Raw genomic sequence first — 12,056 nt, 5'->3', positions numbered from 1 at the left:
GGTTCCGGCTGCTCCATATAGGGTCTTTCCGGGATCTCGTATTTTATGGTTACCGGTTCCTCCAGAAGGTTTTTAAGGGTTATCTGGCCGTTTCCCGGAAATTCCAGTTCAAGAGCAGGCTTGCCGCCTCTCTGGGGCGAGGTGCAGATCCAGGTGCCTGAGAGCTTGTCATCGATATTTCCGGCCAGACATCCGGGAATCATAAAGGCGCTTAAAAACGCCGCAAAGGCGGATAACAGATTTTTCATGGGATCTCCCTGAACACATAATCCTCCGGAAAGTCCGTTCCCTTCCGGAAATACCGGCACGCCCGGGTTCTGCCGCAGCCGGCTCCGCGCCGGACTCATCACTGAAATTATAAAACCTGCTCCCTGAAAAAACTTGCGGCTTTCCCGCAAAATACGCCCCGGGGCCGGGAATAAAAAAAGAGGCCTCATCTGAAGCCTCTTTCCTGCTAAGTCTTCTGTCCTTCCAGGCTGATCTCCTTATTTCAGGCGGTCAGCTTCCGGCTTAAATCACTCCTCGTCCTTTTCATCCTTGGAGCTGTCGCGGCCGCCGCTTACCTTGATGCGATCCCACATCTTGGTAATGCCCCGGGTGAGCTTCGGAGAAAGAGGCTTCACCATGAACATCTTCGGCATCATTTCCGGCGGAAGATAGATGTGCGGATTGTTCTTCACCTCGTCAATTACCAGCTTTTCCGCCTCCAGATTGGCGCTGGCAAAGGCGATGTAGGAGGAGATGCGGGAAAGAATTTCCGGACGGTTCAGGAAGTTAATGAACAGCTGAGCGTTCTGGGGATGGTCGGCATCCTTGGGAATAGCCAGGGTATCATAGTAAATGAGACCGCCTTCCTTGGGCACGATGTACTCGATGTCCACGCCGTTCCCGGCTTCCTTGGCTCTTCTGCCGGCCTGAATCAGGTCGCCGGACCAGGCAATAACGATGCAGAGATCGCCGGTGGCCATGTCGTTAACCAGCTGAGAGGAATGGAAGTAGGTAACATTCTTGGCCATTTCGCTCAGGAGCTTCTCAGCCGGCTCGTAATCCTTGATATTGGTGGAGAGGGGATCCAGTCCCAGATAATGCATGGCGGTGGGGATAATCTCGGTGGGAGCATTTAACACGGCCACGCCGCAGGGCTTCAGCTTGGAGAGGATCTCCGGCTTGAAGAACACATCCCAGCTGTCCACCACAAAGTCCTCGCCCAGGTACTTCTTGATCTTGTTTTTGTCATAGGCGATGCCGGTGGTGCCGTACATGTAGGGAACGGCATAGAGATTGCCCGGATCTACCTTGGCCAGATCCTGCATCTTCTGGGGATCGTTATACTTGAGATTGGGCATTTTTTCCTTTTCAAGAGGTCTGTAAACACCTGCCGCGATCTGATGCGCCAGAAAATCGGATCCGGGGCCGACAAGATCGTATCCGGATTTGCCGGAAAGCAGCTTGGCCTCAAGAACCTCGTTGGAATCAAACACATCGTAGGTAACCTTGATCCCGGTTTCCTTTTCAAACTGCGGAATTACCGAAGGCTCCATATATTCGCTCCAGTTATAAACATAGAGCACCTTCTCTTCCTCCGCCTGAGCATTAAAGGATACCAGAGCGGTCAATGCCAGCATTGCCGAGGTAAGTGTTTTCTTGAACATTTTAGCTATCATCTCCCAAGATACGGCTCCGCAGAACGGAGAACGGTAATTGTCAGGCGTCGTATCATGTCGCGCTGACTGGTCAGAAATATGCGGAATCACCGCAAAAGCAAAAGTAGCACATCAAAAAAAATTCAGCAAGATAAAATCTCTGAAAACCGGCCCTTCCCCCTGCTATTCCGCATCCGGCCCCCGGAGCCTCATCCTGAGTCCGGAAAGCTCCTGCTCCAGGGCTTTGATTCTGGCCTCGGATTCCGCCATTTTAGTTTCCAGATAGCCGATTTTCAGGATGCAGTGATGAAAGGCATCCGCCTCCACCCCCATGGCGCGGGAGCTCTGTTTGCGGGCCTGGGACACATAGGACATAAAAAGAGTCAGGAGAACGGCATTGATAACCGCAAGTGCAAAGATCAGAATCCACAAAATAATCATAAACATTTTCTCCGAAACACCCCGGAATCCCCCGGGAAAACCCTGTCCGCCATCAGGAGGCAGCGCCGTAATCCCTGAGATCCTCCTCCCGGTCAGGCGGGCATTCCCGGGGCGGGAAGGCGGCCTTAATCCTCTGAAAGCAGGGACAGCGGGCATCATGATCGTTGATCACTCCCGCGGCCTGCAGGAAGGCATAAACCGTAACCGGGCCCAGATACCGGAAGCCCCGGGATCTGAGATCACGGGCGACATCCCGGGAAAGACCGTTACTGGCCGGAACAAGCCCCCGGGAGTGGCCGGAATAAACTATGGGAAAGCCTCCGGCGCGGTTCCGGAGATAAGCGGCAAAGGAGCCGAATTCCCTCCGGAGCTCCAGAAAGCAGCGGGCATTGGCAATCACGGCCCGGATCTTGGGGAGGGAACGGATCATCCCGGGCGTATCCATGATCCTTGCCGCGTCCTCGTCAGTGAATGCGGCCACCCTGACAGCATCAAAATCCTGAAAGGCCTTACTAAAAACCGGCCTTCTTTTGGCGACAGTGGCCCAGGAAAGGCCGCACTGAAACACCTCCAGAGACAGCGCTTCAAAAAGCTTCCGATCATCAAGAACCGGGACGCCCCATTCCTCGTCATGATAGCGTCTTTCCGCAGGGGAGCTCCCGTTCCAGTAGGAGCAGTATCCGGGAAGTCTGGCATTATCGTTATCCATATGGCGGGCTCCTTGTTAAAAGGCCGTTTTCTGAAGGATCTTACACGGAAAACCGGAAATGCAAAAGCGGGAGAGAGCGGAGGAATCCCCCGGGATCTGCTATAATGCCGCGGTTTCAGGATAAGAGACTTCCCGACAACATCATTGCGACTGCGTCATTGCAGCCATATCATTGCAGCAGCATCAATATGCGACAGTAACAGCTTCGGCAATCAGGAGGAACCATGCTGCCGGAAAATCAGGAAGAGCTTTTAAAAAGAGCCCGCTATCTCGCCGGACTCACGGTAGGGGAACTGGCCGCACGGCTTATGACCCCTCTCCCGGAAAGACCGGGCTCTGCCAAGGGCTTCACCGGACAGCTTATCGAAATCGCTCTGGGTGCCGGAGCGGGCTCCCACCCCCTCCAGGACTTTCCCCATCTGGACATTGAACTTAAAACCATTCCGGTGGGCTGGAACGGCAAACCCCGAGAAACCACTCATGTCTGCATCCTCCATCATGCCGCCGGCGCTTCTTTTGAAAACTCCAACGTTTACAACAAGCTCCGCCGGGTGCTCTGGTTTCCGGTGGAGGGCGAGCCGGGAGTCCCCCTCCGGGAGCGGCATCTGGGCCAGGCCTTTCTCTGGGAGCCGGATCCCGGTGAGCTCCGGACGCTCCGGGAGGACTTTGCCGAAATTATCGCCCTGCTGAACGCCCGGGATGAAGCCGATGAAGAATCGGACTTTCTGATCTCCGCCAGCATCGGCACCGCCCTGCACCTCCGGCCTTCGGGAAGTTTTCAGGGGAAACGGGTGTTCAGCTGGTATCTCAGAAAGGACTTTACCGCCCGGATACTGGAAAACGCCGCGCTCCGGGACATGCCCCGCTGAGGCGCCGCTTTTCTTCTGTTTCCGCTTCCCTGTTTTTCCGGATGCGGCAAATTTTCCGGCCGGAGTCTCATGTGATAAAACCCGGCGATTCCGGCAAAATCAATTTTTCTAAAAATAAGCCGCCGGAGTAAAATAGCCGGAAAACATGACCCCGGCTGCTTTCCGAAATAACCTTTCTTTCGCCCGGGAAAAACTTTTCCTAAGGTCAGTTTTGCTGACCTCTGTCTTGTTTAAGTAAGGAGAACATCATGGCTAAAACCGGAGCCTCCGGCATTACCCGGATTATCAATGCCGGCAAATACAGCATGAAGGGCTTTCGGGCCGCCTTTAAGAATGAGGCCGCCTTCCGGCAGGATCTCCTCATCGCCGCAATTCTGCTGATACTGGATTTTTTTGTCTGCCGGGGATCCCTGCAGTTTATCCTGCTTCTGTCCGGCCCGTTCTTCATTTTATTGGCCGAAATTCTGAACTCCGCCGTGGAAGCGGTGGTGGATCGCATCGGAGACGAGTACCATGAGCTCTCCGGCCGGGCCAAGGATCTGGGAAGCGCCGCCGTATTTCTCATGCTGACCTACACCGCGGTGATCTGGGCGGTCATTCTGATAGATAACTACACCGACTGGCATTTTGCCTGAGTTTTTGCCTGGCAGGCATCTCCGAAAGCGGGACTCCCTCTCTCAGGCTCCGGTTCAGGAACGGCGAAAAGCCCGCCGCCGGAGCTCTCTTCGCGCTTTCATCCCCGCTACCGTATCCTCCGGACATAAAAAAACCGCCCTCCGGAGAGAACGGCTTACGAAATCCTGAAGTCCGGCCTTACCGGGTCAGAGCCCGCACGTAGTGGCGTTCCGCATAGCTCCAGTCAATATGCTCCAGGAAGCCCTTCACATAGTCAGCGCGGCGGTTCTGATAATCCAGATAGTAGGAGTGCTCCCAGAGATCCAGGCCCAGAAGCACGACAAGTCCCTCTGTGATGGGATTCGCGGCGTTTCCGGTATTCCGGATCTCAAGCTTTCCGGTGGCGGCATCATAAACCAGCCAGGTCCAGCCGGATCCGAAATGAGCGGTGGCGCTCTTGAAGATCTGCTCCTTGAGCTCTTCCACCGAATTAAAGCTGCCTAAGACAAGATCCCGCACCGCCTCCGGCATGGCGGTCTCCTGAGGGGCCATGCTGTTAAAGAAAATCTCATGATTAAGAACCTGAGCGGCGTTGTTGAAAAGAGCGCCGTCAGCTCTTCTCACAATCGCGCGGAGAGACATATCGTCAAACTCGGTATCCTTGATCAGGGCGTTAGCGGCATTGATATAGTTGACGAAATGCTTGCCGTAATGAAAATCCAGAGCCCGCTGAGAAAGGAAGGGTTCCAGCTTATCCAGGCCGTACTTAAGTTCAGGTAGGAAAATGGACATAGTAAACACCTCTTGAAATCACCGAAGATACCGGAAAGACCTGCGCCTTGCCCGGGTGAAACCAGTGCGGGAATGACATCGGTAACGCCTTCCCGTCATGTAATCCCATGTATAAGTTAATCGAACAGAATCGGCATTCTTCTCTTCAGATAGGCCGACAGCCGCTCCGTGTTGATGGAGATCTGGAGCTGCAGAATCCCCTCAAAGATTTCCCAGCCCAGAAGCCTGACCATATCCAGGGAAATTTCATTTTCATTTAACAGCGACTGCAAAGTGTCGGTGCAGTCAATGCGGTATTCGTTACGGGCTTTGCCCTTATGGAACTTCACAGAACCCAGATGCTGGTTTAAAAAGCCCGTATCCAGTCCGGTTTTCATAATGCCCAGCTTGATAAGATTGCGGGTGAGCCAGGAGGCCTCCGGAAGCTCCCAGGATTTCAGCACCACCGTGACTCCGGCGTATTTTTTTCCGAAAATGATGTCATTGATCCCCAGGGTAAGAAGCACGAGACCCAGTCTGCTGTTTCTGAAGCTCACCATGAGGTCGCCGGAGGGAGAAGCCCCCAGCACCAGATCCGACATAAAGGCGGAGGTTTTCAGGGTTTTTATGTAGTTGTTCAGGAGCTCAAAGGGGATCTTAAGTCTCCCGAAAATCAGATCCTCGAATTTCTGAGCCTTCCAGAGAGCCCGGCCCAGGCACTTCAGATCCTCGAACTGGGTGCTGACCTTGTCCTGCACATCCCGTACCCTGATTTCATGGCGCTTATGGATCTCCTGAATAACAGCAGGATCAAACATCATTCCGGCGCTGCTTACGTTATAACTTCCGTTTTCATTGTTATCCATTAATAAAACTCCTAAAAACCGGGATGCCCCGTTAATGCCAATGCACCACTATGCACCACTTGCACTACATTGCAATTTAACACAAAGGAAAGGGATTCGTCTATTTGTTACCTTAAAAATTCAACTCCTGACACCTTTTATCAGCTTTTTCCGGGGACTTTCCGCAGGACAGCGGAAAAAAAATCACCCAGACCGGTCTCTGCCAGACCTGCCAGACCTGCCGGAGGGAGGAATGAAAACCGGGCGGAAGAAAGAAAGGAAGAGAGCGTGTGTGAGTGTGAGTATGTGTGAGAAAAAGCGGGATCCCCGAAAACCGATCCCGCCAAAGCGAGAGCGCCGGCTAACCCGCCTGCTCTCCGGCTTTTTCTCCCGGGCTTCCGGCCTCCGGGAGCTCCTCCAGTCTGGCGCCGAGATCCTTATTAACCGCCGCAGCGACGCAGGAGTCTGACCAGACATTAAGGGCGGTCTCCACCATGTCGATCACGGCATAAACCGGCAGGATCACCCCCAGAAGCTCCAGGGGCACTCCCATGGAAGCCAGGAGGCTCGCGGACAGGAAGAAGCAGCCCATGGGGACGCCGGCATTTCCCACGGCAGCCGCCGTGGCAATGAAGATCCAGGAAAGAAGCAGAAGCGGCGTAACCGGAGTGCCGTTATTCTGCATGAGATAAACCACGGTGATGAGGATAAAGGCCGCGCAGCCGTTCATGTTAATGGTGGTGCATACGGGAAGCACAAAGCGGGACACCCGGGGATGGATGCCGTTCTCCTTCTCGGCGCATTCCATGGTTACCGGCAGGGTTCCCGCGGAGGATTTGGAAAAAAACGCCACCAGGAGAGCCTTGGACATGCCCTTCATAATGCGGAGGGGATTGAGGCGCTTAACCAGCAGAAAAAGCGGCAGCACTAAAAGTCCCTGTATCAGATTGGCCCCGACTACTACTGAAAAGTAGGTCAGGAGACTCCCCAGACCGGATCCGGAAGCCCGGTAATCAGCCACGCACACGGACACGAACCCGAAAATGCCCAGAGGAAGCGCCTTAATGATCCAGGATATGAAAATGAACAGAATGTCCTGAATGCCGCCCAGAAGGCTTTTTACCGCCCTTTGGTGTTCCCCGTTCCTGATAAAGCGGATGGCAATGCCCGTGGCAATGGCGATAAGAAGCACGCTGAGCACGCTGCCGTTCACCACCGGACTCAGAATGTTGCCGGGGATCACGCTGATAATATGGTCAAGATAGTCCGTCCCATTGCTTAAAACCTGCCGCGGGGTATCAGGCGCCGGGGTTCCGGGATCCGGAGCATAATTGCCCGGAGAGGCCAGCAGGTAGAGTCCCGCCGCCACGGCAGCCGAAAGCGCGGTAGTCAGCAGGGTGTACGTCAAAGTTCTCCGCCACAGGGAACGGGAAGCCGCTGAGGATCCCAGACTGGCAATGGTGAGACAGATGGTAACGCCGATTACCGGAACGCTCACAAAGCCGAAGAGTCTGATAAACACCTCGGAAAAGAATTTGGCCAGGGCGGATCCGGCTCCGGTGGGACAGCAGCCGTTCAGAATGCCCAGAATAATCGCGAGGGCGTAAAGGCCGGCGAATATCCAGGAGCTTTTCCTCCCGGCGGCCTTGGGAATATCGGTCATCGCAGTATAGTCCTTATTTCATGAAAAAGGCCGGAGACCCGGCCTTGCAAACATCACCTGTCAGGATCAGTCCTTTTTGTTCAGCCATTCCAGGTACTTGGCCACTCCGGAGGCCACGTCATGGAACTGCACATCGCAGCCGGCCATGCGGAGCTTGGTGAGGTCGGCCTCGGTAAAGCTCTGGTAATGCCCTACCAGATGCTCCGGGAAGGGAACATACTCGATCTTGCCGCGTCCGTGGTGCTTGATAACCGCCTTGGCGATATTGGAGAACGGCTCCGCGTGTCCGGTGCCGCAGTTGTAAATTCCCGAGGGGCCTTTATGCTCCCAGAACCAGAGATTAACGGCAGCCACGTCCTCCACAAAGACGAAATCCCGCATCTGACCGCCGTCAGGATAGCCGTCGCAGCCCTTGAACAGCTTGGGATTCTCCCCGGCCAGCATCTGATTGTTAAGATGGAAGGCCACGCTGGCCATGCTGCCCTTGTGCTGCTCCCGGGGGCCGTAGACATTGAAGTAGCGCAGTCCTACCACCTGGGAGGAGATTTCCTTCTGGTGCTTTCTGAAGTACTGGTCAAAGAGGAACTTGGAGTAGCCGTAAACATTAAGGGGCTGTTCAAACTGCCGCTCCTCGATGAAGTGATCCGTGCGGCCGCCGTAGGTAGAGGCCGAGGAGGCGTATAAGAAGGGAATGCGCCGGTTAACGCAGTAATGGAACAGATTCTTGGTATATTCAAAGTTGTTCCGCATGATGTACTGGCCGTCCCACTCGGTGGTGGAGGAACAAGCTCCTTCATGAAAAACCGCCTCGATGCCGCCCCAGTCGAAGAAATTATCCCCTTCCAGGATCCTCTTCATAAAATCTTCGCGATCCAGGTAATCGCAGATATCAAGATCCGCCAGATTCTGAAACTTTCTGCCGTTCTTCAGGTGATCCACCACAACAATGTCCCGATAACCCTTGTCATTAAGAGCCTTGACAATGTTGCTGCCGATCATGCCGGCGCCGCCCGTTACAATTATCATAGTTAGCTATTCCCAGAAACGGCGTCTTCCTCCGGATACAAGCCTGAGCTCAGATCCGGGAAAGCCCGCGCCGCAAAAAAAATTAAACCGCGCCCCGGCGCCGCCCCGCGGGGCTTCCGGCAGCCGGCCTTATCCGGATAAGCCCTTCGGGACTTACCGGTCTCGGGCATTTTAACCCACGGGATTTAATTCTTCAATATTGACGGGATAAAGGTTTGAGAATGGTTTCAGATTTTCAGGGGGCATCCGGATATCCCGGGGATCTCCGGAGAGCCCCCGGCCGAAGAAAAACGGCCGGGAAAACCGGAGGAGACCTCCGGAAACTGATTACTCGATGATAAAGCTGTCATCGTCGTCGTTAACCACTCCGGTGGGAGCGGCGGCGGGCTTTGAAGCAGCAGGACTGGATGCTTTAACATTGACCTCCTCAACCGGAACCGGCTTGGAAGTTCTGGCGGGAGAGTTCGCTTTGATATCCTCCGTCATGGGGATCACGGGCCTCTCGGCTGCCGGTTTTGCGGGGGCGGCCGGAGCTGCCGGCTCAGTTGCCTGAGGCTCCGGCTGAGCCTCATTAACCGGCAGGGCATCCTCCAAGGCATAGCTTTCCTCATGATAAACCGGAGCCGCGGCGCCGGAAGATGAAGGCTTGTCCGCTGCCGGCCTGGTTCCGGCGGCATCCCCGCTGGCTTCGACGGGGTTATCCCCCTCTCCGAAGATGGGAGCCGGATGCTCATTCTCGCCCATGTAGTCAAAGAGTCTTACGATCTTCCGGACGCCGTCAATGTTTTTGGAGACATAAACCGCCCGGGCAGCCTCATCCCGGGTAACATACCCCAGGAGATAGACCACGCTGTTTTCGGTAACCACCTTGAAACGGCCGGAATTGATCTTTTCCCCGAAAAGAAGCCCGGTCTTCACCTTGCTGGTGATCCAGGAATCCTGGGATCTCTGGCCCAGAGAAACAGGTTCGATATCCTCGATATAGCTGTAGACCTTTTTCACGCCGTCCAGCTTGGCTACCTTTTCCTTGATGTATTTGACATAATCCGGATAGCGGCACTGTCCGGCCAGGAGCACAATGCCGTTTACCGAAACTATTTCGATCTTGCTGGCCCTGGAAAGCTCGCGATTGTTGGAAATAATGCGGCTCCCCTTGAGCTCGATGGCTTCATCGTCAATCATGGTGCCGGCAGTTCTGCTGTCAGCGGCAATCATGGAGCCGGCGCCTACGGCACCCACGGCTCCGGCTCCGATAAGAGCAGTAACGCAGCCGGTATTCAGGGAAGCCGCCAGGGCTCCCAGTAACATAATTCTTGAAATTCTCCGCAGGGTCATCGCCGCAGATCTCCGTGTTTGAAAAAAGTTTTCTGAATAGTATTGTGCATATTTGCCGGTTTTCTCCCGCGGGAGGAGCACCGGTTTTCCGGTGAAAAGTTTAGCACAGATTCATGCCTGACAGCTATTTTTCACCCCGAAAGCCCGGTATCAGGATTGAGCCCCGGCCGCCCGGCGCGATCCCCTCTAATTCCGGTTTACCGCCGGCCGGATTCTTTGTAAACTTCTGACTGCTTCTTCTGACAGCATTCTTCCGAGAACCTTTTTCTGAAACAGGACTTCCCGTATGATAACCGCATTCCTCATTGCCTTTACCGTGGTAATCTCCCTCATCACCTATCCCGGAATTAATCCCCTGCCCCGGAAGATCCGGCGGCCCGAATGGCATGACAAAATGATGTTTTCCGCCTGGGCCGTCTGGCACCGGAAGGAATTCCGGCGGCTTTTTACCCACGGCTTCATCCATATGGGCTACTGGCATCTCATCTTTAATATGCTGGTTCTGGGCTTTTTCGGGTTCCATGTTGAGGATCTTTTTCGGCAGATTTTCGGGAGCGTTGCCGGGGAATGCTATTACGCCCTCCTGTATCTTCTGGCCCTCCCTGTCGCCTGCAGCTTCGGTCTTGTGAAATACCGCGACAAGCCCAGCGAGTATTCCCTCGGAGCCTCCGGAGCCACCATGGCAGTGCTTTTCGCAGCCATTCTGATGGCTCCCGGGATGAGGCTGTCTCTGATGTTCGTGCCCATTTCCATTCCGGGGTACCTCTTTGCCCTGCTGTTCATTCCGGCCAGCATTGCCATGCACCGCTGGAGGGTCTGGAACGTGAATCATATGGCCCATGTCTGCGGCTCGGTATTCGGATTTGTTTTTCCGCTAATGCTGGAGCCCGCGCTCCTGTCCCGCTTCTGGCATCTTATCTAGCGGATCCGGAGGTGTTAAGCGCGGGATAAGACGCTGCTTTTCGGGTACTCCGGACTCCCTTGAATATTCTTCCGCCTTGCTTCAGATCTCCCGCCTGGCGCTCCCCGGAAGCCTTTCCGGAAAACAGAAACCCCGGAAATCCCGCAAAAGCCGGGATATCCGGGGTATCAACAATAAAGACTTTCTGAACACTTACTCTGTCAGTGCTTTACTCGTCAGCGCTTTAAACCGCAGCGCTCCAGCACCTGACTGTAGCTCCCGCTGCCGTTGAACTGATATTTGTTCAGCACATCCTGAGCCTTTTTGGATTCCAGCTTTTCCGCAGTGTAGCGCAGCCAGGCGGCGCCCATGTCATAATGCTCAGAATCCAGGGGGTAATACACGGTTCCCAGGTAAAGTCCGGCCTGCACATTGCCGTTGCAGGCGGCGGATTCCAGCAGATTCCGGGCATCAGCCGTCATGTGATCGGGCAGAGTCTTCGCCGTATGGAGGAGCCGGCCTTCCAGATACATGGCATCCACATTGCCGTTTTTCACGGCCTTGTCATACCATTCCAGAGCCTTGACCTCGTTAATGGCAATGCCGCCCTTGCCCAGATCGTACATAAGCCCCATGAAGGTAGCTGCCACTGAGCTTTCCAAAGCCTCGCGCTTGAAGATGCTCACCGCATTGGAGAAATCCTCTTCAATGTAGTAGAGCCGGCCCAGATTGACTCCGGCAGAGCGGATTCCGGCATCATAGGCCTGCTGATAATAGCGCTTGGCCTCTTTGGTTTTGCCCATGGTCTCATAAAGCTCGCCCAGCCGGGCTGCGGCTTCGGCGCTGACCTCGGTGCCGATGCTTTCATCGGCCAGCACCTTATACCACAGAGCCGCATTATCAAAGTCGCCCTTGAAGTCCAGCACCGTGGCATAGGGCATAAAGGCTTCCTTTACTCCCTTGTCCACCGCCTTCTTCAAGTATTCCTCGGCCAGAATAAAATCCCGGGGCACGCCGTTGCCCAGGAACTGAATGTGCCCGAACTGATAAGCCGCCTCCGGCATGCCTCCGTCGGCCAGCTTCCTGAGGGTGGTAATGGTTTCCGCATAATTCGCATCGGGAATGAAGCCCTTCAGCACCAGCAAAGCTCCTTCGTACTCCGCCTGCCGGCTGCCGTTGGCGGCCGCCTCGCGGTAATAGCGGTAAGCCTCCCGAGGATCCACTCTGGTGCCGATGCC

General features: G+C 54.8%; 13 protein-coding genes. 3 read left to right on the top strand and 10 right to left on the bottom strand.

Going from position 1 to position 12,056, the window contains the following annotated elements; all coding sequences use genetic code 11:
- The 4 genes from ACJROR_RS09090 to ACJROR_RS09075 form a co-directional block, all read right to left on the bottom strand.
- The coding region (locus ACJROR_RS09090; protein WP_406546824.1) for a hypothetical protein at positions 1-248 on the bottom strand (248 nt) is incomplete at its 3' end.
- A gap of 267 nt (positions 249-515) precedes the next feature.
- Positions 516-1,652 (bottom strand): polyamine ABC transporter substrate-binding protein, encoded by a 1,137-nt coding sequence (locus tag ACJROR_RS09085; protein ID WP_406042888.1) that lies wholly within the window; start codon positions 1,650-1,652, stop codon positions 516-518.
- A 174-nt stretch (positions 1,653-1,826) separates the two neighbouring features.
- Complete coding sequence (locus ACJROR_RS09080; RefSeq protein WP_406042890.1) at positions 1,827-2,084, bottom strand: hypothetical protein; 258 nt, start codon at positions 2,082-2,084, stop codon at positions 1,827-1,829.
- Positions 2,085-2,136: 52 nt separating this feature from the next.
- The gene (locus ACJROR_RS09075; protein WP_406546823.1) at positions 2,137-2,793 is read right to left on the bottom strand and encodes a DNA-3-methyladenine glycosylase I; all 657 of its coding nucleotides are present in this window, start codon (positions 2,791-2,793) and stop codon (positions 2,137-2,139) included.
- 224 nt (positions 2,794-3,017) lie between these two features.
- Between ACJROR_RS09075 and ACJROR_RS09070 the strand changes: the two genes are divergently transcribed.
- Positions 3,018-3,662 (top strand): MutH/Sau3AI family endonuclease, encoded by a 645-nt coding sequence (locus ACJROR_RS09070; protein ID WP_406546822.1) that lies wholly within the window; start codon positions 3,018-3,020, stop codon positions 3,660-3,662.
- Positions 3,663-3,910: 248 nt separating this feature from the next.
- Positions 3,911-4,297 (top strand): diacylglycerol kinase, encoded by a 387-nt coding sequence (locus ACJROR_RS09065; protein ID WP_406546821.1) that lies wholly within the window; start codon positions 3,911-3,913, stop codon positions 4,295-4,297.
- Between the two features lie 178 nt (positions 4,298-4,475).
- Here ACJROR_RS09065 and ACJROR_RS09060 read toward each other — a convergent pair whose 3' ends face one another.
- From ACJROR_RS09060 to ACJROR_RS09040, 5 genes are all read right to left on the bottom strand, one after another.
- The gene (locus ACJROR_RS09060) at positions 4,476-5,069 is read right to left on the bottom strand and encodes a superoxide dismutase (RefSeq protein WP_406042898.1); all 594 of its coding nucleotides are present in this window, start codon (positions 5,067-5,069) and stop codon (positions 4,476-4,478) included.
- A 116-nt stretch (positions 5,070-5,185) separates the two neighbouring features.
- Positions 5,186-5,914 carry a hypothetical protein gene (locus tag ACJROR_RS09055; protein WP_406042900.1) on the bottom strand — a complete coding sequence of 243 codons (729 nt, stop codon included), beginning with the start codon at positions 5,912-5,914 and terminating at the stop codon, positions 5,186-5,188.
- 340 nt (positions 5,915-6,254) lie between these two features.
- Positions 6,255-7,556 (bottom strand): dicarboxylate/amino acid:cation symporter, encoded by a 1,302-nt coding sequence (locus tag ACJROR_RS09050; RefSeq protein ID WP_406042902.1) that lies wholly within the window; start codon positions 7,554-7,556, stop codon positions 6,255-6,257.
- Between the two features lie 66 nt (positions 7,557-7,622).
- The gene (rfaD, locus tag ACJROR_RS09045; RefSeq protein ID WP_406042904.1) at positions 7,623-8,582 is read right to left on the bottom strand and encodes an ADP-glyceromanno-heptose 6-epimerase; all 960 of its coding nucleotides are present in this window, start codon (positions 8,580-8,582) and stop codon (positions 7,623-7,625) included.
- A 327-nt stretch (positions 8,583-8,909) separates the two neighbouring features.
- Positions 8,910-9,890, bottom strand: coding sequence for a BON domain-containing protein (locus ACJROR_RS09040; RefSeq protein ID WP_406037627.1), 981 nt, complete (start codon positions 9,888-9,890; stop codon positions 8,910-8,912).
- Positions 9,891-10,203: 313 nt separating this feature from the next.
- Here ACJROR_RS09040 and ACJROR_RS09035 point away from each other — a divergent pair, with 313 nt between their 5' ends.
- Positions 10,204-10,839, top strand: coding sequence for a rhomboid family intramembrane serine protease (locus ACJROR_RS09035; RefSeq protein WP_406546820.1), 636 nt, complete (start codon positions 10,204-10,206; stop codon positions 10,837-10,839).
- A 215-nt stretch (positions 10,840-11,054) separates the two neighbouring features.
- Here the strand turns inward: ACJROR_RS09035 and ACJROR_RS09030 are convergent.
- Positions 11,055-12,056 (bottom strand): tetratricopeptide repeat protein (locus ACJROR_RS09030; protein WP_406546819.1); only part of this gene is annotated, 1,002 nt, incomplete at its 5' end.

Source organism: Succinimonas sp. (assembly GCF_045225735.1).
Taxonomy (GTDB): Bacteria; Pseudomonadota; Gammaproteobacteria; order Enterobacterales; family Succinivibrionaceae; genus Succinimonas.
The sequence above is the reverse complement of the archived record's forward strand: the minus strand, read 5'-3'. Positions and strand labels throughout refer to the sequence as shown.

Bases quoted from the DNA above. Each gene is read 5' to 3' on its own strand.
- ACJROR_RS09085 (WP_406042888.1), bottom strand. From the start codon at position 1,652: ATGTTCAAGAAAACACTTACCTCGGCAATGCTGGCATTGACCGCTCTG.
- ACJROR_RS09080 (WP_406042890.1), bottom strand. From the start codon at position 2,084: ATGATTATTTTGTGGATTCTGATCTTTGCACTTGCGGTTATCAATGCC.
- ACJROR_RS09075 (WP_406546823.1), bottom strand. From the start codon at position 2,793: ATGGATAACGATAATGCCAGACTTCCCGGATACTGCTCCTACTGGAAC.
- ACJROR_RS09070 (WP_406546822.1), top strand. From the start codon at position 3,018: ATGCTGCCGGAAAATCAGGAAGAGCTTTTAAAAAGAGCCCGCTATCTC.
- ACJROR_RS09065 (WP_406546821.1), top strand. From the start codon at position 3,911: ATGGCTAAAACCGGAGCCTCCGGCATTACCCGGATTATCAATGCCGGC.
- ACJROR_RS09060 (WP_406042898.1), bottom strand. From the start codon at position 5,069: ATGTCCATTTTCCTACCTGAACTTAAGTACGGCCTGGATAAGCTGGAA.
- ACJROR_RS09055 (WP_406042900.1), bottom strand. From the start codon at position 5,914: ATGGATAACAATGAAAACGGAAGTTATAACGTAAGCAGCGCCGGAATG.
- ACJROR_RS09050 (WP_406042902.1), bottom strand. From the start codon at position 7,556: ATGACCGATATTCCCAAGGCCGCCGGGAGGAAAAGCTCCTGGATATTC.
- rfaD (WP_406042904.1), bottom strand. From the start codon at position 8,582: ATGATAATTGTAACGGGCGGCGCCGGCATGATCGGCAGCAACATTGTC.
- ACJROR_RS09040 (WP_406037627.1), bottom strand. From the start codon at position 9,890: ATGTTACTGGGAGCCCTGGCGGCTTCCCTGAATACCGGCTGCGTTACT.
- ACJROR_RS09035 (WP_406546820.1), top strand. From the start codon at position 10,204: ATGATAACCGCATTCCTCATTGCCTTTACCGTGGTAATCTCCCTCATC.